General features: G+C 60.1%; 14 protein-coding genes. 4 read left to right on the top strand and 10 right to left on the bottom strand.

The window, feature by feature from the left end; genetic code table 11:
* Nucleotides 1–37: 37 nt before the first annotated feature.
* From HMPREF2927_RS06020 to HMPREF2927_RS06030, 3 genes are all read right to left on the bottom strand, one after another.
* A complete protein-coding gene (locus HMPREF2927_RS06020) occupies nt 38–613 on the bottom strand; it encodes an HIT family protein (RefSeq protein WP_070686433.1) in 576 nt (191 codons plus the stop codon).
* Between the two features lie 87 nt (nt 614–700).
* Nucleotides 701–1,363 (bottom strand): hypothetical protein, encoded by a 663-nt coding sequence (locus HMPREF2927_RS06025; protein WP_070686435.1) that lies wholly within the window; start codon nt 1,361–1,363, stop codon nt 701–703.
* Nucleotides 1,364–1,843: 480 nt separating this feature from the next.
* Nucleotides 1,844–3,526, bottom strand: a complete 1,683-nt coding sequence (locus tag HMPREF2927_RS06030) for a potassium channel family protein (RefSeq protein WP_070686436.1) — start codon at nt 3,524–3,526, stop codon at nt 1,844–1,846.
* Between the two features lie 113 nt (nt 3,527–3,639).
* Between HMPREF2927_RS06030 and HMPREF2927_RS09050 the strand changes: the two genes are divergently transcribed.
* The 3 genes from HMPREF2927_RS09050 to HMPREF2927_RS06040 all read left to right on the top strand — a co-directional run bounded on the left by HMPREF2927_RS09050 (nt 3,640) and on the right by HMPREF2927_RS06040 (nt 8,266).
* The gene (locus tag HMPREF2927_RS09050; RefSeq protein ID WP_141744435.1) at nt 3,640–3,870 is read left to right on the top strand and encodes a hypothetical protein; all 231 of its coding nucleotides are present in this window, start codon (nt 3,640–3,642) and stop codon (nt 3,868–3,870) included.
* Nucleotides 3,871–4,010: 140 nt separating this feature from the next.
* Entirely contained in the window at nt 4,011–5,006 is a 996-nt protein-coding gene (locus HMPREF2927_RS06035) for a restriction endonuclease (RefSeq protein ID WP_070686438.1), read from the top strand.
* Nucleotides 5,007–5,359: 353 nt separating this feature from the next.
* Complete coding sequence (locus HMPREF2927_RS06040) at nt 5,360–8,266, top strand: FAD-binding and (Fe-S)-binding domain-containing protein (protein ID WP_070686440.1); 2,907 nt, start codon at nt 5,360–5,362, stop codon at nt 8,264–8,266.
* 101 nt (nt 8,267–8,367) lie between these two features.
* Here the strand turns inward: HMPREF2927_RS06040 and HMPREF2927_RS09280 are convergent, their stop codons facing one another.
* From HMPREF2927_RS09280 to HMPREF2927_RS06075, 6 genes are all read right to left on the bottom strand, one after another.
* On the bottom strand, nt 8,368–8,847 hold the full coding sequence (locus tag HMPREF2927_RS09280) for a hypothetical protein (RefSeq protein WP_233992334.1): 480 nt from the start codon (nt 8,845–8,847) through the stop codon (nt 8,368–8,370).
* Nucleotides 8,848–9,929: 1,082 nt separating this feature from the next.
* Nucleotides 9,930–11,963: a threonine--tRNA ligase gene (gene thrS, locus HMPREF2927_RS06055; RefSeq protein ID WP_070686444.1), complete on the bottom strand. Its 2,034-nt coding sequence runs from the start codon at nt 11,961–11,963 to the stop codon at nt 9,930–9,932.
* 131 nt (nt 11,964–12,094) lie between these two features.
* Nucleotides 12,095–12,538 carry an ArsR/SmtB family transcription factor gene (locus HMPREF2927_RS06060; protein ID WP_070686446.1) on the bottom strand — a complete coding sequence of 148 codons (444 nt, stop codon included), beginning with the start codon at nt 12,536–12,538 and terminating at the stop codon, nt 12,095–12,097.
* Nucleotides 12,539–12,655: 117 nt separating this feature from the next.
* A complete protein-coding gene (locus tag HMPREF2927_RS06065) occupies nt 12,656–15,220 on the bottom strand; it encodes a Rib/alpha-like domain-containing protein (RefSeq protein ID WP_070686448.1) in 2,565 nt (854 codons plus the stop codon).
* Nucleotides 15,221–16,133: 913 nt separating this feature from the next.
* The gene (locus HMPREF2927_RS06070; protein ID WP_070686450.1) at nt 16,134–17,024 is read right to left on the bottom strand and encodes a fumarylacetoacetate hydrolase family protein; all 891 of its coding nucleotides are present in this window, start codon (nt 17,022–17,024) and stop codon (nt 16,134–16,136) included.
* 118 nt (nt 17,025–17,142) lie between these two features.
* Nucleotides 17,143–17,841: a lipoate--protein ligase family protein gene (locus tag HMPREF2927_RS06075; protein ID WP_070686452.1), complete on the bottom strand. Its 699-nt coding sequence runs from the start codon at nt 17,839–17,841 to the stop codon at nt 17,143–17,145.
* A gap of 142 nt (nt 17,842–17,983) precedes the next feature.
* On the opposite strand from HMPREF2927_RS06075, the gene HMPREF2927_RS06080 reads away from it, so the two are divergent.
* Nucleotides 17,984–19,483 (top strand): glycoside hydrolase family 1 protein, encoded by a 1,500-nt coding sequence (locus HMPREF2927_RS06080; protein ID WP_070686663.1) that lies wholly within the window; start codon nt 17,984–17,986, stop codon nt 19,481–19,483.
* Nucleotides 19,484–19,691: 208 nt separating this feature from the next.
* On the opposite strand, the gene HMPREF2927_RS06085 is transcribed toward HMPREF2927_RS06080, so the two are convergent.
* Entirely contained in the window at nt 19,692–20,843 is a 1,152-nt protein-coding gene (locus HMPREF2927_RS06085; protein WP_070686455.1) for a GNAT family N-acetyltransferase, read from the bottom strand.

A 20,843-nucleotide genomic window follows, 5' to 3' on the forward strand; every position in this document is an offset into this window, starting at 1 on the left:
AAACTCACCAAGCCTCTCAACCAGTGCACCGAGCTATCTAGCTGAGGCGGGCAAACCCCTCCGCAATGGCCACACGCATATCATCCAGCGTGCGTGACATGGTCTTGGTGTGAGCGATAATCGGCAGGAAGTTCGTGTCCCCACTCCAGCGCGGCAGAATGTGCTGATGCAGGTGATCAGCAATGCCCGCGCCGCCCACCTTGCCCTGATTAATGCCAATGTTGAAGCCATCATTATGCGACACCTCACGCAGAACCTTCATGGCGAGCTGAGTCAGCTGCGCGATCTCAACGGTTTCCGCCTCGGTTGCATCATCGTAGAACGGGATGTGGCGGTACGGGCAGACCAGCAAGTGACCGGGGTTGTACGGGTAGAGGTTGAGAATCACGAAGGCATGCTTGCCGCGATGCACAATCAGCGACTCCTCATCACTGCGGCTGGGCGCAGTGCAGAAGGGGCAGGTCTTCTCGGTGTAGTCCTTCTGGCCACCGCTCACGTAAGCGGTGCGGTGAGGGGTCCACAGGCGCTGGAACTGGTCCGGTGCGCTGGGCAGCTCGAAGGAATCCTGCACCGAGGCTGCGGTGCCGTGCTCGGGGGTCATGTTCTCGCTCATAGTCCCATTCTATAGCCCGCACGCGGCAACGGGAACGCCTCATCCGTCATGCATGCCAGATATGAGATGACTCCCCCGGCAGTGCGCTTAGCCGTGAAGCTTTTCCAGGTGAATGATGCGGGTGGCACCCTCAAAGGTCATGGGTAAGCTCAGCACGCCGTCCTCCATGGTGAATTCCTTAGTTTCCTTGTTGGAGGCATATGGTGCGCGGGTCAGCTTCACACGGTCCACGTGAGAAACGTGGGTGAAGTTACCGTCTTTCGCTTCGAAAGTACCAAACCAGAAGGGGGTTGCCAGCTCTTCGTGGTTCAGGTGGTAGGTGACTTCAATAATGCCGTCGTGGATGACGGCGTCCATGTAGTTCTGAAGGTCGGCGGCACCCTGCTGAATCCAGGTGCCGTCCATGATTTTCTGCGAGCGCGCAACGGCTACCGAGGAAGGCATGGGTGCCGCGGTGGAGATGGTCTGCTCCTGAGCATCCGGCGTATAGCTACCGGCACCCGCCGGCGCGGGGGTCTCAGTGGGCTGAGTCGCGGTCGGGTGAATCGACGGGTCATGCGAGGCATTAACCGCCGCCTTAATTCCGGTGCTGTCATCGCCGGGGGCGGAAACGGCACTAGGCTCGACGGTTTCAAAAGCTGCGGGGTCAACAACCGCACTTGCGGAGGCGTTATTCGGTGCGGATGCGCACGCGGTGAGGGAGAGCGCGCCGAGTAGTGCGAGCGCGCTCAGAGTTGACTTAGGTGCCACGAACGTGTCCTAACAGAGTATGTGTTTGAGTGAGTTTGTGAGTTGAGTGGTGCCTCCCCGTGAGTGAGGTGGGGATACGACGACACCCCGTAGCGCATTGAGGCTACAGGGCGTTCGATAACCGGCACGGTAGATAGTTTATAGGCTCTGGCTAGGAGTTTCACCAGTAGCGGTCATTTTTAAAAAGATAGTTTGGTCACATTAGACCTTAAGTTGAGGGGTTTTTCACGCACATGAGCCCCAATTTGCACTCCGCGGGCTAATTTTGCCTCGACAAGGCGAAATATCTCGCACGGTGGCGTGGGTGGCAGTTTTCTTGCCTTCGTCTTGCCTTAACGTGGGCTCGGCACCCAAACCCACCGCCACAACGGGTATGCGGTGTGGGTTTGAGTGCCGAGCCTCAACCAAACTGTCATATCTGCGCTACCGCAACCGAGCCGCTACAGCCCGGTTACTGTCCGCAGGGTATTTGCGAGCGGACTACTGCTTGCGGGAACGTAGCGAGAACTTCTCACGAATAATCGTGAACGTCTGGCGGGTCTCCTCCAGCAGGGCGACCGGCTCCTGCTCGCGCACCGCAACCTCATGAGATGCCGAGGAGTCGGCAGGTTCACCAGCCCGCGCGGCGCCGGGCGCGGTGTTCGGGGTAGCCTCCGCAGAAGCTGCCGCAGCAGCACCCGGAGCGCCAGGAGTACCAGGGGCAGTAAAGCCCGCGGCGGCGCTGAAACCGGCGCGGCGTGCCGCCTCCGCCTCCGAAGGAACGGGGTGCACGCCCTCCTCATCTACGACCTCACGCAGCCTGCAGTCGTGGGCTTCACGGCGCGCATACTCACGAGCTAGCAGGGCGCGCAGCTCAGAAATCTCCTGGCGAAGATCGTCCACGTCAGCCTTGGTTGCGGGGTACTCCTGCTCCTCCCTGCCACCAAACTTTTCGATAATCCAGCTCGCGAGCGCACCGGTAGCAACCGCGACCAAGCCCCCGCCGTACAGCATGACGATCACGGCGATGACCCTGCCGATACCGGTGACCGGGTAAACGTCTCCGTAGCCGACCGTGGCGAGGGTCGTGAACATCCACCAGTAGGCGGTGGGCAGGTCACGAATCATCGCGCCCGGCTCGGAGGACTCCACCGAATAGATCGACAGGGCAAACATGATGATGAAGATCGCGGTGTATCCGAAGAGCTTCACCGCCAGCTCTGAGAGCCTCTTATATTGGCGGTTGGCGGTCATATAAATCATGGAGAGGAAGCTGACAATACGCCACGCGGGCAGCAGCACAATCGCCAGGTTCATCAGGTTATGCGTGATGAAGTAGAGTCGCCGCGGCGCCAAGTACAGGCGAATGCAGTAGTCGGCGGCGAATAGGCCCCACAGGATCATCTGAATGATGTTGAGGTACGCGTCGTACGGCTCCTGAATGCGTGTGCTCATGATGGGCGCGGCGAACGCGAGCAGGTACAGTACGGACGCCACGAACATGGGCGTGGAGGAGCGTTCCTCCCACGCCGCCAGGTTCTTCTCGCCGCGGTACTTGCTGAGCGTGCGGAACAGGCGGGTGCGCGGGGCGCGACGCGGCGGGTCCGTGACGGTGCGGGTGACCGTGCGGATAGTCGTGGTGTGCGTTTCAGGTTCGCCTACATCAATAATCTCGGCGTCACCATCGGGGTTACCCTGGGTGCCCGCTTTCTGGTCGCCCTTGCCGTGCGGGTGATGCGTGGTGCGGGTGATGCGACGCTCCTCGCGGTGCGTACCGTCCGGCGCGTCGGTGGTGGCGTATTCTTCGACGACCTCTTCGTAGTCGTCGGGGTCCAGGTCGGTGGAGTAGACGGAGTGGGTGCTGTCCAGGCGGGCGCTATCAATCTGCACGGCATCAACCTGTACTGCCTCCATGCCGGGGGCGGTAGCCTCTGCGGGGCTACTTGCTGCAGCACTAGTTTTGGCGGCACTGGATTCTGCCGGTGCCGACTGGGTATAACCAGCCTTCGTGGTATTCTCAGCGGCGGCTTCAGATGCGGTAGTTTCAGATGCAACAGTTTCAGGGCGCGCAGACGCACCCACCGGGCTGTTCCCCGGAATATTGCCCGAGGTATTCCCCGAGGTATTGGGTGCTGTGCCGTTCTTTACCGTGTTGTCTGTCTGGTTCTGTTCTGCCTTATCCATAGTGTGAATGATACTCCACGCCGTTGCGTTTGCGTTTCTATTTCGTTGCACTGTGACCTTGTGCTGTGACCTTTGGGCGGCGGTCTTTACACCGCGGTTTTGTGCACGATACTGTGTCGAAATCGGGCGGCGGTTCGGTTGCGGTGGAGAACCGTTCGGGTGCGAAGATGACGGTGTATTGTGCGGGTGTGGATCGTAAGGAGCGTAGTGTGCCTGCGGGTGGCCGCGTGTTTGTGGAGGATTTGGGGGTGCGTGCTTCGGCGGGTTCTCCCCTATTTTGTGGTGTGGTGACTTCTGATAGTACTGCTAGCTGGAATGTTACGGCCCTCGGCGGGCGTGCCTAAGAGCAGCTGCGGCGCTAATAAAGCCTGCACAAGGGAAAACAGGCACCTCTGGTAACGATTATCTTTTGTATTAGAGGTATATTAAGAACGGACTACCCGCCGTTATTAACCAGCCGTTATCAATCAATGGAGATACACCGATGACCGCTCAGTCGCCTGATACCACTGAGGTTGAACTTCCCAAGTTCTACGAATTCATTCCCGGTATTCTTGGCTATCTGTCTGACCGCATCCCTCGCACCAATAAAGAGATTTATAGCGCTGTAGCGGAGCGCTATCCGCTTTCTGATGAGCAGCTGCTACCCTACCTGCCGAACGGCAAGCGTCCCGTTTATGTGGACCGTATTAGTTGGGGTTTGACCTATCTCAAGATGTTCGGTGCAGTTGATTCCCCGCGCCGCGGTCAGCAGGTTATTTCTGACGAAGGCTTGAAGCTGATTGAAGCCCATCCTGGGGGCATCCCTGATGATGTCGTCGCACATATCGTTCGTTCCGCCCGCAGCACGCGTGAGCGTTCCCAGTCTGATAGTTCCGAGCAGGACCCGCAGGAAACCCCGAAGACCGTTGCCAAGACCGTTACCGTCACGACTGCCCCCTCTGAGGTGTCTGATAGCACCCCGCAGGAACTCATCGACGAAAGCATCACTCAGATTGAGTCCGCGCTGACGCACGACATTTTGGAACGCGTCCGCGCAATGTCTCCGACTGCTTTTGAGCATCTGGTGGTGGATGTTCTCTTGGCGATGGGCTACGGTGGCCCTGCAGGACGCGGCACCGTTACTCCGGCTTCCAATGACGGCGGCGTGGATGGAATCATTGACCAGGATGCGTTGGGTCTTTCAAAGATTTATGTCCAGGCTAAGCGTTACGCCAAGGACAATGTGGTGAGCCGCCCCGACCTTCAGAACTTTGTGGGCGCGCTGCACGGCAAGGCAACGCAGGGTGTGTTCATCACGTCGAGCTCCTTTACGTCTGGCGCACGCGGCTACGCGGAGGAACTTGGTAGCGGAATTTCTCTCGTTCTGATTGATGGTGAGCACCTGGCACGCTTCATGATTAAGTACGGTGTTGGTGTGCAGGTGGCACGTACGTACACCATCATGAAGCTTGATGAGGACTTCTTCGACGAAGCCTAAACATTACATAAGCGTGGGGTGGAAAGCATGTAGCTTTCTGCCCCACGCTTTCTTTTGGGTTAGCCGCTGGAATGTTACGGCACTCGGCGGCCGCGCCTAAGAAAAACTCAAACCAGGTTGAGGGAGGCGAGCGCGCCTCCACAGATGCGCGCGGGCAACCCCGCGAAACACCCCGGGAAGCCCGCCAACACGCGGCACACCCCGCCGCTCGCTTCGGTGTAAAACCGACACCCAGTATGGTGACAAGTAGTCGCCAAGCTTAGCCATAACTAACCAGAAAAGACGGCGTTCAAAGGAAGATACTGGAATAAAGACAGCATTCACACACCTGTCACCAGTAAGGAAGCAAGATTATGACCGTCGTGTCAAACACGTCCGAAGCACTCAAGTCCCCCTACGAAGACACCCTCAAGCGCCTGCTCTCTGACGCGCGCGCCGAGGCAGTCGAATCCAGCGTCTCCGAACTCGAACGCCTGGCAATCTCGCACGACGCATCCCACTACCTGCTCGTGCCCGCAGGCCTCATCCGCCCCGACTCCGCCGAAGACGTCGCCAACATCTTCCGCGCAGCCGGCGACCTCGGCCTGCCGCTCACCTTCCGCTCCGGCGGCACCTCCCTCTCCGGCCAGTCCAGCGGTGACGGCCTCATGATCGACACCCGCCGACACTTCAAGAAAATCGAGGTCCTTGAAGACGGCAAGAAGGTGCGTGTGCAGCCCGGTGCGACCATCATGATGGTCAACAACTACCTGGCGCCCTACGGCTATAAGCTCGGCCCCGACCCGGCATCCTGGTCCGCCTGCACCATCGGTGGCGTGGTCGCGAACAACTCCTCCGGCATGTCTTCGGGTACCGCCTACAACACGTACAACACCCTGGACTCCATGGTGTTCGTGCTCCCCAGCGGCACCATCATTGACACCGCAGAACCGGACGCCGACCAGAAGCTACGCTCCCTCGAACCTGAACTTCACGAGGGCCTGCTACGCCTGCGTAAGCGCGTCACCGAGAACCCCGAATCCATGGCGAAGATTCGCCAGCAGTACTCTATGAAGAACACCATGGGTTACGGCCTGAACTCCCTGGTCGACTTCGAAACCCCCGTGGACATTCTGCAGCACCTGCTGATTGGTTCGGAAGGCACCCTCGGCTTCGTCGCTTCGGCAACCTACCGCACCCTGCCGATTCTGAAGAACATTTCCACCGGCCTGCTCGTGTTCGACAACCTGATTGATGCTGCACGTTCCGTGCCTGAACTGGTTGCTAACAAGCTCGCTACCGTCGAGCTGATGGACGCCACCAGTATTCGTGTGGCTCAGCGTACCGGTCAGGCTGCGGAGGCGCTCGCCGCCATTGACGTGAAGGATCACGCCGCTCTGCTGGTTGAGTTCCAGGGTAACTCCGAGCAGGAGCTGAGCGACCTTGCCGCCGCTGCGGCACCCATGTTTAAGAGCCTGCCCGTGGCATCGCCCGTGTCGATGACCAGCAAGCTGTCTGAGCGTAACGCCCTGTGGGCGGCACGCCGCGGCCTGTACACCACCGTTGCGGGTAACCGCCGCTCCGGCACTAACGCACTGCTGGAAGACGTGGTTGTTCCTGTTGAGGTTCTGGGCAACACCTGTAGCGACCTGACCAAGCTGTTCGACGCACACGGCTACCAGGACTCCGTGATCTTCGGTCACGCGAAGGACGGTAACATCCACTTCATGCTGAACGAGCAGTTCCGCGACCCGAAGCAGCTGGACCGCTACCGCGAGTTCACCGAAGAAATGGTTCAGCTGATCCTTTCCGCTGACGGCTCGCTGAAGGCTGAGCACGGTACCGGCCGTATCATGGCTCCGTTTGTGAGCCGCCAGTTCGGTGAGGAACTCTTCGACGTGATGCGCCAGATTAAGCGCCTCATTGACCCGAAGGGCTTCATGAACCCGGGCGTTCTGCTGGTTGAGCCGGGCACCGACTACGTGACCGATCTGAAGGTCGCTGAGACCGTTGAGGAAGAAGTCGACCGTTGTGTGGAGTGCGGCTACTGTGAGCCGGTCTGCCCCTCCCGTAACCTGACTTTGACCCCCCGTAAGCGTATTGTGCTGCGCCGTGAGATTGCTGCCGCTGAGGCGAACGGCGACCACGAGCTCGCTGAGCGCCTGCGTAAGGAGTACGAGTACTACGGTATTGAGACCTGTGCTGTGGACGGCATGTGCCAGACCCGCTGCCCCGTGAACATCAACACCGGTGACCTGATTCGCCGCCTGCGTTCTGAGAACCAGGATAAGCTGGCCGCTACCGGCTGGAAGGTCGCCGCGCAGCAGTGGGGCGTCATGGACAAGGTCGCCGGCAAGGCCCTGACCGTGGCGAAGAAGCTGCCGTTCCCCGTGGTGCACGGCACCACCAACATTGCCCGCAAGGTCATGGGCGACGACATGGTTCCTTCCTACAAGAAGGACCTGCCGGTTGGTGGCCCGGCACGTAAGCCGCATAAGGACGCAACCGCTGAGATTGTGTTCTTCCCCGCCTGCGTGAACTCCATGTTTGGCGGCGTGGACGGCGACGGCAAGCACGACCCGGTCAACGCAACTCAGGCGTTCATCCGCCTGTGCGAGCGTGCGGGCGTGAAGTACCGCATCCCGGACAACATTGGTGAGATGTGCTGCTCCACCCCGTGGAAGTCGAAGGGCTTCACTGACGGCTACTCGATCATGAGCGACCGCGTGCTGAAGTCCCTGTGGGAGGCTACCGACGGTGGCCGCCTGCCGGTCGTGTGTGACGCTTCGTCCTGTACTGAGGGCCTTGAGGTGATGCGCGAGAAGGTTATTAAGGCGCTTGAGCACAAGATCGTGAACGGTCTGAAGCCGGGTGAGCCGGACTACTCGCGTCTGCGCATGTACGATGCGGTTCAGTTCGCCGCCGATAACATGCTGGACAAGCTGAGCGTGTCCGCTCCCCTGCCGTCGGTTGCTCTGCACCCGACCTGCTCCATGACTCACCTGGGTACTCAGCCTGCGTTTGAGAAGATTGCGAACGCGATGAGCGACGACGTGTACGTGCCGAAGCGCTGGGGTTGCTGTGGCTACGCGGGTGACCGCGGTATGTTGCACCCGGAGCTGACTGCGAGCGCTACCGAGGCGGAGGCTGCGGAGCTGAGCGAGCAGAAGCAGTTCGCCGCATACATTTCGGCTAACCGCACCTGTGAGCAGGGCATGACGGAGGCGACCGGCCACAGCTACCAGAACGTGCTGCAGCTGCTGGAACGCACCACCCGATAAAAGACTGAGCGCATAGCAACGATATAAAGAAGGGACCCGGCGGACTATCTTATGTGATAGTCCGCCGGGTCCCTTTATGCCTGCTTCCTTCTAGGCTGTCTTTAGGCAGTGACCAGGTGGGTTCCCAACGCGTTATGCGCAACTGCCTGCACCGGGCTCAGGTCGCTTTCTAGGACAACTGAGCCGGTCGGAATCATCTGTGCGTACTGCAAGAAAGTGCCGATTGTCAGGTCTTCGTGTGCGGTTTCTGGCTGGGTAACACCGGATGCGCTCGCAACGGTTGTTACACCGCGTGAGTCTTGCCCGAGGTTTCGGACGCGTTCGGCTTGGATAATCTGGGAGTAGAGCGTTCCGTTGATTTCGGTGACGATGATGACGGCTGATTCTCCAGCGATGTTACGGGAGCGGCGGAAAACGTCAGCGACTTTCTCGCCGGGTGCAGCGGGGATGACGTGGCATTCTCCTCCGGCACGTTGAGCCGCTAGGGTTACGAGTGCGCGGTGTTCTGGATTGCGGCGGGCAGACAGGTTGAAACGACCCGCAATACGAGCCCGCTCCTTCATCACTTCGATGCTTGCCATTCTTCATCCTTTCAAATGCGCCTTCTACGATAAAGGCTGTTGCTTCTTCGTAAGCGACGTTGCTTTCCATAATACTATTCAGGGGTCGGTTCTCTTCGACTATGTAATAGCGAAGGCACGGGTATACCCGCGCAAGCACCGTGCTTGACCGCCGCCGTCGCGCAAAAAGATTGGGAACAACTAGGTGCGAGTACAGGATTTCAAACGAACCCTAGTGCGCTACCGTAGACACACCATATGCACAGACACACAAAAGAGAGGTAGGGCTGACAATAGCCCTACCTCTAAGATGTTTTAAGATAGCACGGTTGACTAGTCATGATTCCTGAATGCAAAGAAGTACATGGTAGCCGATACCAAACCCATACCTAAGGAAATCATAAGAACGTTTGGTGAACAAAGATTTCCCATTCCCTGAATCACTGTCAAGAACAGACAGGAAAGAGAAAATACGAGGATAAAAGCACCGATGCTCTGAAAAATAATACTTTTCATAATATACCTCCTTGGTTGCTTATAATGCACCTCGGCAACTCCATGCAGCTACTGCCAGCTGAGCGGCCAAACCGGGAAGACCCCCAGCCCCCTTTTCTCAGTTGCAGCACCTATTTTCGACTATTAGATAGTCCAATAATCAATACCGCTATTGAGATGCCGTAGAGAATTCCAAGTACTAGGTCGCTGACAGTTGACACTGCGTTCAAGATAATTGCCAGGATCAAGAACAGCATCCCAACAGGAACATACTTATTCGACTTCATACGCTCGTGCTCCCTCAATAATCAACAGCGATACATCATTTTCAGGACCATCCAGCTACCCATTTTCTGAATGACTATGGACGTTCGCCTTACTACCAAGCTAGCACTCTGGGGCTAAAAACTAGCCCGCGACACAACCTTCTGCACTCAACCACGTTCCCCGCCCGCGCCTCCTCAAGGCACACAAAAACCACCCCCTCCGCAGCTTGTCGCCGAAAAGGGGGTGGTTTCTATATATAGGGTAAGTACAAGTCCGCCGGCTTAGCTAACCGCGGTCAACCGCAGTCAGCATCGCCGGCGAACCCGCATCCTAAACCCTTATTACTCAGCAACCTCGGTGCTGGGCTTGGGGTCTTCGTTCACGCGGTTGCGGATATGCTCCACAATACGTGCCACAGCCTCATCCACGGGCACGCCGTTCTCCTGCTTGTTGCCGCGGAAACGGAACGAAACAGCGCCGTGCTCCGCATCCTCACCGCCAGCAATCAGAATGAACGGAACCTTCTCAGTAGACGCAGTACGGATCTTCTTCGTGAAGCGGTCCGAACCGTAATCCACCTCAACACGCACGCCGTGCGCACGCAGCTTATCCGCGATCTCGGTCATGTAGTCGTTGAACGCCTCAGCCACCGGCACACCAATGACCTGGACCGGCGAGAGCCACGCCGGGAACGCGCCCGCATAGTGCTCAGTCAGCACGCCCAGGAAGCGCTCAATCGAGCCGAACTTCGCCGAGTGAATCATGACCGGCTCCTGCACGGTGCCGTCCGCAGCCTGGTACTCCAGACCGAAACGGCTCGGCTGGTTAAAGTCGTACTGCACGGTCGACATCTGCCAGGTACGGCCAATCGCGTCCTTTGCCTGAACCGAAATCTTCGGGCCGTAGAACGCAGCACCACCCGGATCCGGGACGAGCTCCAGGCCGGTCTCCTTCGCAACCTGCTCCAGAACCGCGGTAGCCTCCTCCCACTGCTCATCAGTACCGATGAACTTATCCTTCTTATCGCCCTCAGTGTCGCGGGTGGACAGCTCAAGGTAGAAGTCAGTCATGCCGAAGTCCTCAAGCAGGCTCAGCATGAACTTCAGCAGGTGACGCACCTCGTTCGGTGCCTGCTCCTTCGTCACATACGAGTGGGAGTCATCCTGGCTGATCATGCGCACGCGGGTCAGGCCCTGCAGCACGCCGGACTTCTCGTCACGGTACACGGTACCGAACTCGAAGAAACGCAGCGGCAGCTCACGGTACGAACGGCCACGAGAACGGTAAATCTCGTTGTGCATCGGGCAGTTCATAGCCTTCAGACGGTAATGACCGTTATCCAGCTCCATGGGCGGGAACATGCCGTCCGCATAGTACGGAAGGTGACCGGAAGTGTAGAACAGGTCTTCCTTCGAAATGTGCGGAGTGCTGACGTACTGGAAACCCTCCTGAATGTGGCGGGTACGCACGTAGTCTTCCATCTCGCGCTTAATCACGCCACCCTTAGGGTGAATCACCGGCAGGCCGGGACCAATGGTCTTCGGGAAGGAGAACAGATCCAGCTCACGGCCCAGGCGGCGGTGGTCGCGGCGCTCCGCCTCAGCGATGCGCTCCTTGTACGCCACCAGCTCGTCCTTAGTCGGCCATGCGGTACCGTAAATACGCTGCAGCATGGGGTTCTTCTCAGAACCGCGCCAGTACGCGCCACCGGCACGCATCAGGGCGTAACCGTTAGCGATCAGCTTGGTGTTCGGCAGGTGCGGGCCGCGGCAGAGGTCCTTCCAGACGGTCTCGCCGGTCTTCGGGTGCACGTTGTCGTAAATGGTGATTTCACCCTCGCCGACCTCCACGGATGCGCCCTCGGCAGCATCCGCACCAGAACCGGGGCCCTGGGTCAGGGAGAGCAGCTCCAGCTTGTACGGCTCGTTCGCCATCTCGGCGACAGCCTCGTCGTGGGTGACCACGCGGCGGCGGAACAGCTGACCGGACTTGATGATCTTAATCATCGACTTCTCGATCTTCTTCAGATCTTCCGGGGTGAACGGCTCAGCCACATCAAAGTCAAAGTAGAAGCCGTCAGTAATGTACGGGCCAATGCCCAGCTTGGCGTCCTTGCGGTACTCCTGCACCGCCTGCGCCATTACGTGCGCAGCGGAGTGGCGCAGAACGTTCAGGCCGTCCGGTTCGTGAATGAAAACCGGCTCAACGGAGTCGCCAGCAGACAGCTCGTGGGAGAGATCAACCAGCACGCCGTTCACGCGTGCCACAACGATCTTCGGGTCGTCAGCGAACAGCTCAGCGGCAGTCTTCGCGGTGACCTCGCGCTCCTCACCAGAAACGCTAATAACAATTGCTGAAGAATCAGCGGCAGACATAAGTCTCCTTAACTCAGGCGCAGCGTGCCACTCGGGGCGCCGCGGGTGCGCATACTATTCCGCACTGTACTGGTGCACGGACACACACCATCTTACAACGGCTCCCAGGCAACGCTCAGCTTGAGGGCAAACTAGTCCGCATGATGCTCACGCGTATGCTCATACACGTCAACCACAATGTGGCTAATATGGTCGTCTTTCAGACGGTAAATGGTGGTGCGTCCCTGCTGCTCACGGTCAATCACGTGAGCCTCACGCAGGATGCGCAGGTGGTGCGAGGCGAGCGGCTGCGAAATGCCCAGGCAGGTGTGCAGTTCGCTCACGCTGTGCGGGCGGTGCATCAGGTGGTGCGCAATCGCCAGGCGTAGCGGGTTAGCGAGCGCAGAGAAAATCGCCACGGACGGGCCGAACTGTTCCTCCCAGTCTTTGGGGCCGCTGCCTTCGAGGAGGGGCGCGTTGGTGGGCACCTCGTGGGCGTGCTCCGCGGTGTGCTCGGCTACGTGCTTCGCTACCTGCTCGGCGGCGTAGTGAGCGTGGGTGGTTTCGGTCTGGTCTGTGTGCTGGCTCTGAGTCATAGTATTTTCACCTTATGTACAGGAAAGGGGGCACGTCAAGGAAGTGACGCCTGTGCGGCGTGCTTTCTTGAGCGTGCCCCTCTCCCCTATGTGCACTAATACTGCAGGTGCGTCCGGCTAGCGGTTAGCGACTGCTACCTGCAGGTAACCTTCAGCGGACTTTACGCCCTTGTCGGTCACTGCGCGGTAGCGGACCAGCGGCGCGAAGCCCTGCTTATTCTTAGCGGATACCGCGATGCCCTGGGTGCGGTCAGGCAGGGTCACCACACGGTAGGTGCCGTATTCGTCGCTGTATGCGCTGACGGCCTGGCCGTGCTGGTTGAGCAGCTCCAGCTTCTTCACGGTCTCGCCGCGGCGGTACGCACCGAAGGATGCTTCGTCATTGTTCAGGACTGCCACGTTCTGGGTGGTGCCCGAGTACAGGGAGACGAAGTCCTCACGTGCGATGGGGCTGTTCTTGTCGACCACGTGCACCTTCAGCGGGATCGAGTACAGCTGCGCGGCTGCGCCCTTCTTCGCCTTCACATCGGACATGCGTGCGGGTGCCTTGCCGGTGCGGTTCACGGTGATGTTCGTACCGTTGTCGCGGCGCAGGTCCCAGGTGGTGCCGGTGACGTCGTGAGTGTTCAGGTCGATCGAGTAGGTGCCGGTCTTGCCGTTGGAGGCAAAACGGATGCCGGTCTCCGCGCTGGAGAACTGGCCGCCAGCAGTGTTGACCTTCTCCTTGTTGACCCAGCGGCTGGGGCGGAAGTTCGGGGTCTGCTGGATTTCCTGGAAGTTGTAGTCGCGGGCGTAACGGTAGTTCGGGGAGACCTTGTGCGACTGGTGTACGCTCTGCGCGACTGCGGTTTCGCCGGAGTAGACGGTAGCGTGGTGTTCGGCGGGCTGGTAGATCATGCCGGAGCCGGTACCGGTCTTACCGTAGGAGTCTGAGGGATACTTGAACTTCACGCTGGTATCTGCGCGGGCGGTGTTGCGGCCTGCACTGTTTTCAGCGGACTCGGTGTAGTTCACGGGCATCCACTGCACCTGCTGCCAGGGGAACTGAGTGCCAGTGAAACCGCTGGGCACAAAGTTCGCGAACATTGCCGCGAGCTTCGGGTCTTCCTTGTACACGTTCTTACCTTGGCGGGCGTAGGGCGCGTAGGAGCTTGCCGCCTCCAGGTTGAATGCGTTGGTGAAGAGATTACGGTCAGCGATGATGAAGCCGTATTCCTTCATGGCGGTCAGAATCATGCGGGAGAGCTGGTCATCGGCGTGGCCGGTGTTGCGCAGGTGCTCTTCCACGTCAAAGTTTGCGGGCAGGAAGCCGCGCTGGCCCGCACGGGGTGCGTTCGGGTGCTTGTTTACGTCGATCTTGCCGTCGGTGCCCTTCGCCGGGAAGGAGGAGGTCAGCGCTGCATAGTCAGCCGCGGTGATGGACACCATGTGGTTGATCTTGCCTGCCTTGAGCTCGTCCACACCGATCTGGGTGAGCTCGTTTGCCAGGCCCACCACGGAGGAGGTGCCGTTCTTGAGGGTCAGCCAGTAGTTGTCTTCGCCCACGCCGCCGAAGTTCGGCTTAGCGAGCATGTAGCCGCCGGAGGACACGTGGTAGGTCGCCGGGTAGTCAACCGCAACGGGGATGTCCACGGTACCGCGGGTGCCTGCGGGAATCTTGTAGGTAATGATGCCGGTGTTCGCGTCGATGGACGCGCCGGGTACGTTCTTTGCCAGGCGGAACTTCGCGCCGCGAGCAATCGGGTAGGAGGTGCGGGCGTTGCCGTATTTCGCGTCGATGCTCACGGGTGCGTTGATGGTGACGGTCTGGCCTGCGTTGCCGCGGCCGACGTTGTCGTACTGAATCTTTGCGCTCTTGGGGGTGGATACGTTGCCGCCACCCACCTGCACGCGGGCGGTGCTGGTGTAGGTCTGTGCGTCCGCATCCTTGACGAACTTGAAGTAGGAGCGCCAGATGCCGGTCGCCTCATCGTAGAGGGCGACGGACTGGTCGCCGGAGAGGCCGTGATCCTCGGCAAGCCACTTCGGGATCGGGACGCCGCCGGTGAGGATACGCTTGTTCTCTGCGTTGGCGTTGACGCGGTTGTCACGGGAGACGACCTCGACGTATTCCTGGTGCGGGTTGGCGGAGTTCACGGCGAGGGTCGGGATGTTCTCGTGGCCGCCGACGGTCTGGGCGCGGTCCTTCTTCACGGTGCCCGCGTTGATGGCGGTGGTGACGGGGTGGTTGCCCGCATCGCCGGTGTATTCGAGGAAGGTGCGGCTGATTTCGCTGCTGTTAGCGGCGACGGCTTCGGTACCGGTGAGCTTCTTGGCGGCGAATGAATCGCGGGCGAGCTTGCCGCTCAGGGGCGAGGTGTTCTCGGTGGTGGTCAGCTGCGCCTTGGTGAGGGAGGAGTTGACCGGTGCGAGGGTCGCGATGATCTTCGCCTGCTGGTCGGGGGTCCAGTGGCAGGTCGGGCCGGGTGCGACGTTGGTGATGTTCGCGAGGGTCGGCACGGTGCGGTAGCCTGCGTCGACGCAGGTGGTACCGGCTACGTTGCGAGTGGAGGCGGTTGCACCGAAAGTCGCGGGGAGGTTCGCACCGGTGATGACGGTTGCCAATGCTGCGGAGGCAGCGATGGTGGCACGGCGGCGGTTTGCCGGGCGCTGTGCCGGGTTTTTGAATGCAGTTGCGGTCATGTTTTTCTTCCGTTCGTGTCGGCTTGTTTGAGTGAGTGCGTTTGCATGAACAAACACGGACGTGAGTGAAATATTCATCTGAGGGTGTGCCCGGGTGGGTCCTGATCTTCTGGCAGGAATTCTCAGGAAACTCTCAGATAATCCCCATACCCTACATAGTCTTTGGGGTGACCGCAAAACGAGTTTGTGATTTTGGGCACCGATTTTTTGCTAAAGGTTCAGGTTTAGACTCATATTTCCTTACACTTTTGTGCATTTATTGGCGGTTGAAAACATAGAATTTGCGCCCAGGTGCTCAGGCTTTACTCCTAGTCAAGCGAGGGTGACGTGAAGAAAACGAAAAATGCGTACGGGAAACTAAACTTTAAACCTTGAAGTTCCCTGAAAGACGCACCAAAACCCCTGTTGAATTTCTCACACGTGACCACAATCTGGGATTCTGCACTGAGAGCAGATAGCATCTCATGCACCAGAATGAGCACCCAGCCACCCCTCAAGGAGCATTTTTCAGGCAATCACCACCCCGCAAGGGCACCCCTCACTTCACCTGGCGACCGCTCAAAACCCACTCAAAATCCTAAAATTTACGTAAAAGTTTAAAGTTTCTGTGTGTTTGACAGCATGTAACCATGCAAACGCGCCACTCCCCCACCTCGGTGCCGAATGCAGCTCCCAACAACGAATCCAAGCCGCCCACCGGGGGGATTTATCGACGCAAAAAGTACTCCGCATGTGCCTCAAAAACACATGCGGAGTGCATATATATTCACTTATAGCTGCCGCGGGTACACCCCGTAGCTGGTATCGGCAGCTCCCAGCGTGGGTTCACGTGGGTTCATTCGCACGAGGCGACCTCCACCCACCCGCTGGGCTACCCAGCTGCATGCCAGCCATCTGCTGGGCTACCAGATAGCTACAGTGCGCCCGCCTCCGAGCAGACATTCACCAGCTCACCAATGCCCTCAATGCGGGTGCGCACCGTCTGACCCGGCTTCAACCACTGACGCGGATACAGCGACAGGCCAACCCCGGCGGGGGTACCCGTCGCCACCAGGTCGCCCGGCTCCAGAGTCATGAACCGCGAAATATAGGACAGCAGCTGCGCCGGGGTGAACACCATATCCGCCGTCGTGCCGCGCTGACGCACCACGCCATCCACCTCGCAGACCAGTTCCAGGCCGGCAACCGGGTCAACCTCATCGGGGCTCACAATCACCGGACCGAACGGGGTCATCGCATCCCAGTTCTTGCCCTGGAACCACTCCGAGGAACGGCCCTGCCAGTCACGCACCGACACATCATTCATGACCGTGTACCCCATCAGAGCCTCAAGTGTCTGCTCCTCCGTGGCGTTACGCAGGCGAGCGCCCACGACCAGGCAGAGCTCAACCTCCCAGTCGATTTTCGTGCTGCCGGTGCCGTCATCGGCGGGCATACGGATCTGTTCACCGGGACCAATCAGCGCGTTCGGGAACTTCGCGAATAGCGCCGGGTGCTCGGGTACCTCAAGGTTCATTTCCGCGGCGTGGTCGCGGTAGTTCAGACCGGCGCACACAATCTTGCCGGGCTTATCCAGCGGGCGAATAAAGGGCAGGGAGTTCCACAGTTCCTCGCCGTGACCCATGACGGTCGCGCCGTTCTCCTTCAGGATTGCCACGGAGTTCTTTGGGTCGCCAAAGTTCAGGCGGAACCGGCTGTAGAAATTCAGTAGCGGGCTGAGCTTCGCCGGAAGCTCGTACACGGTCTCTTCGAAAAAGCAGACCGCGCGGCTGCCCTTCGAGTCTTTAATCTGCGCCCAACGCATGGATGCTCCTTCGCTTCAGGTGGGGGTAGTTCAGGGTGGGTTAGGGGTAAAAGTCAGGGATAAAAATGAGCGAAATCCGCCCTGCGAATCGCTCCAGCGAATCGTTCAGTGAGCCACTTCAGCGAAAACCGTTTTGGGCGTACACCTCAACGATGGCGTCTTCCAGGTCTTCCATGAGCAGCTCGGGGTTCGCATCCTGCGCCGCGCCAACCGTGGCGGGGTCCAGTTCCATGCCGAGGGCACGGTACACATCCGCTGTGACAGCCCGCAGGGGTGCAGAATCAGAGACCACGATGCCGGTGCTGAACCACCAGCCGCCGGTCACCACACGCTGGGCGGTGCCGACCAGTTTAATGCGGCCGCCACCTGCGGAGGCGGGAAGCTGCGCGTGCACCGAATACTCACCGGGGCAGTACTCCCCCGGAATTTCGCCCATGCGCGCATCCACGCCGACTTCGCGTAGCGCCTGCGCGTACATGGATCCGAACAGTTCGTAGCGTAGAGTGTTGCCGCTGCGGGCGTCGGAGGCGGGCTGAAAATGGTCCACAACCAGGCACCCCTGATGGTAGGCGGCGGCATGCCCGCCGACCTTGCGCACCAGCACCTCAAAACCGTGCTCGGCACACGCCGCGGAGGCAGCCGCGAAGCCGGGGTTCAGTTCGTCACGGCGGCCGAACGCGACCGTCGGGTTCGGCTGATACATGCGTAGGGTGGCTTCACGCTGCCCGCTTGCCACCTCGCGGAGCATCTGCACCGTCTGATCGTGGTGGATGAGGATATCGCCGGATTCGGGGCCGGTCTCTCGAATAATCTGCACGCTCCTATTCTACGGTTACGCCCGCCACAGCTCCTACGCCTCCCCACAATACGGAAACGCCCACCCGAGTAGCTAAAACCTAGCAATCCCCTACCCCCTCCGCTAGGGTAGAAGAAAGACCCAAAACACCTTGGAGGATGCCGTGCATCAGGACCAGCACATCACCGCCCAAACCACCGCGCTACCGCGCGTCAGCACTGAACAGCACACCAGCGCGGCGCTGACTGAGCCGCAGCCGCTCGACGCGTTCCCAGACGGTTTCCTCTTCGGAGGCGCCACCGCCGCCAACCAGTTCGAAGGCGCATGGAACGAAGACGGCAAGGGCCCCAGCCTGCAGGATGTGCTGCCCGCCGGCGGCCTGTACCCGCGCACCGCAGAACCCACCGAGGACAACCTCAAGCTGGAGGGCATCGACTTCTACCACCGCTACCGCGAAGACATCGCCCTGCTCGCGGAAATGGGCTTCAAGGTATTCCGCTTCTCCATCGCCTGGTCGCGTATCTTCCCCCGCGGCGACGAAGAAACCCCGAACGAGGCGGGCCTCGCCTTCTACGACCGCGTGCTCGACGAGCTCGAAAAGCACGGCATGGAACCGCTCATCACCCTCAGCCACTACGAAACCCCGCTGCACCTGGTCGAGCAGTACAACGGCTGGACCAGCCGCGAGCTCATCGGCTTCTACGAACGCTACGCCCGCACCGTGTTCGCCCGCTACGGCAAGCGCGTGAAGTACTGGCTGACCTTCAACGAAATCAACTCGATGCTGCACCTGCCGTTCATGTCCGGCGGCATTAACACCCCGGCGGATCAGCTCAGCGACGCCGACCTGTATCAGGCGATGCACCACGAGCTGGTCGCCTCCGCACGGGCTACCGCTGCGGCACGCGAACTGGCACCGGGCGCCCAGGTTGGTTGCATGATTCTTGCCATGCCCACCTACCCGCTCACCCCCGACCCCGCCGACGTACTCGCCGCCATGCAGACGGAACAGGCGAACTTCGCGTTCGGTGACGTGCACGTGCGCGGCGCATACCCCGGCTACTTCCTGCGTGCTCTGCGTGAGAAGGGCGTGGAGCTGAACATCACCAAACAGGACCGCGAGGACCTGAAGAACACCGTGGATTTCGTGTCGTTCAGCTACTACATGTCCACCTGCGCGACCGGCGACCCGGCACGAGGCGAGCGCGGCGAAGGCAACATCCTCGGCGGCGTGGCGAACCCGACCCTGCCCTCCAGCGAATGGGGCTGGCAGATTGACCCGACCGGCCTGCGCGTGGTCCTCAACCAGTATTGGGACCGTTGGCAGAAGCCGCTGTTCATCGTGGAGAACGGCCTGGGCGCCCGCGACGAACTGGTCGAGGTGAACGGTGAGCTCACCGTGGAGGATGACTACCGCATCGACTACCTGCGCCAGCACCTGCACGCGGTACGCGAGGCGATTGAGGACGGCGTGAACGTGCTTGGCTACACCACCTGGGGTTGCATCGACATGATTAGCGCCTCCACCGCGCAGATATCCAAGCGCTACGGGTTCATCTACGTGGACCGCAACGACGACGGCACCGGCACCCTGGCGCGTTACCGTAAGAAGTCCTTCCACTGGTATCGCGAGGTGATTGCCAGCAACGGCGCGGAGCTGTAACTGGTAAGGCTCTAGAAGTTGTTCCTTATACGGCGAGTCTAGACGCTAAACCCCGCGAAAATCCCTGCACGCTGAACCCCGCGCGGCTAACACGCGAAACTCAGCAGCAAAAAGCCCCCGAGATTCTAATCTCGGGGGCTTTCGCGCATATGCTGTTTGTCTAGTGCCTGTTATACCTAGCGCGGGCGGCTCTAGTCTGTAGGCAAATCTAGTCCATGGGTAGGTCGTTCAGGCTGGTGGATACGTACTCCCACCAGGTCGGCACCAACCCGGCATTCATCGCAACCCTCTGCGACAGCATGTGCGACGGGCTCGTACCGTAGAACGGCAGGTACCCTTCCGCCAGGGTCAGGCGTGCCGCATCACGCACCAGCACGCTGGCGATGCCTGCGCCACGCCAGGCGGGCAGCACATCAATACCAATCTGGCGCATAATCGGCGAATCGTCACTCAGGCCAACCATAGCAATAGGGTCTGCGAGCGCGGCGCTCTCCCCCGCCGCGGGTGCATCAGGTGCCTTAGATGCGTTCTCATCCACCGGGTATGCGGCGAGCACCAGCACATCCGGGCGGGTCACGCTAAAGCCCAGCGCGTTCGAGTAGCGTTTATCCCCGCGGAAGCGCTCAAACTGCTCAGCGTCCAGCAGCTCCACGCGCAGGTGGGTTACGCGTGCCTGCGCGTCCTGCGGGTCAACCTCAAGCGCACCCGCGGAGGCATTCGCCTCCCTGCGGATGGTGCGCTCGCTGGTGATTTCGGCGAGCAGCGCCGCCTTCAGCTCGGCGGGGTCAACGCGGCGCATCATACCCACACCGGGCACGGCGCACTTGACCTCCTGTGCCTGCACGCCCTCGGGTATGACCGAGTTCAGCAGGGCGCGGCCGGGCGTGTAGTAGATGCTCGTACCGCTAACCTGCTGGGTGTAGGGGGTGAGCAGTTCGTTGAGCTGGCGCAGCTGCGCGTAGTCGCCCAACCAGTTCGACTGGTCGCCGAGCATGTAGTCGATGGCCTTGTCCAGCACACGCGGATGCTTGGCGCAGAGAATGCCGACGCTCGCGTAGTTGGCGACGCGCAACTCCCAGATATCGTCGTTGCGGCGGCGTGCGGCACCCATCTTCTCGGAGGGAGGCTGCACGGTGGCGAGCAGCGGCAGACTTTCGGCTTCCGGGTAGTCGCGTAGCTCTTCGAAGGCGCGGCTAATCGAGCCGGGCGCCTGGCAGAAGTCCGCCTCAAGCTGGGTGTGCAGGATGTGCCGCGCACGGTCCGCGGTGGTCACAGCGCCACGGTTCGCAGCACCCCGGTTCACGGCGCCACGGGTTGCCTGGGCTCCCCGAGTGGGTTCGGTTCCTTGAGTTTCAGTCAC

This window comes from Rothia sp. HMSC061E04 (assembly GCF_001813685.1).
GTDB lineage: Bacteria > Actinomycetota > Actinomycetes > Actinomycetales > Micrococcaceae > Rothia > Rothia mucilaginosa.

Bases quoted from the DNA above. Each gene is read 5' to 3' on its own strand.
- HMPREF2927_RS06020 (WP_070686433.1), bottom strand. From the start codon at position 613: ATGAGCGAGAACATGACCCCCGAGCACGGCACCGCAGCCTCGGTGCAG.
- HMPREF2927_RS06030 (WP_070686436.1), bottom strand. From the start codon at position 3,526: ATGGATAAGGCAGAACAGAACCAGACAGACAACACGGTAAAGAACGGC.
- HMPREF2927_RS06035 (WP_070686438.1), top strand. From the start codon at position 4,011: ATGACCGCTCAGTCGCCTGATACCACTGAGGTTGAACTTCCCAAGTTC.
- HMPREF2927_RS06040 (WP_070686440.1), top strand. From the start codon at position 5,360: ATGACCGTCGTGTCAAACACGTCCGAAGCACTCAAGTCCCCCTACGAA.
- HMPREF2927_RS09280 (WP_233992334.1), bottom strand. From the start codon at position 8,847: ATGGCAAGCATCGAAGTGATGAAGGAGCGGGCTCGTATTGCGGGTCGT.
- thrS (WP_070686444.1), bottom strand. From the start codon at position 11,963: ATGTCTGCCGCTGATTCTTCAGCAATTGTTATTAGCGTTTCTGGTGAG.
- HMPREF2927_RS06060 (WP_070686446.1), bottom strand. From the start codon at position 12,538: ATGACTCAGAGCCAGCACACAGACCAGACCGAAACCACCCACGCTCAC.
- HMPREF2927_RS06065 (WP_070686448.1), bottom strand. From the start codon at position 15,220: ATGACCGCAACTGCATTCAAAAACCCGGCACAGCGCCCGGCAAACCGC.
- HMPREF2927_RS06070 (WP_070686450.1), bottom strand. From the start codon at position 17,024: ATGCGTTGGGCGCAGATTAAAGACTCGAAGGGCAGCCGCGCGGTCTGC.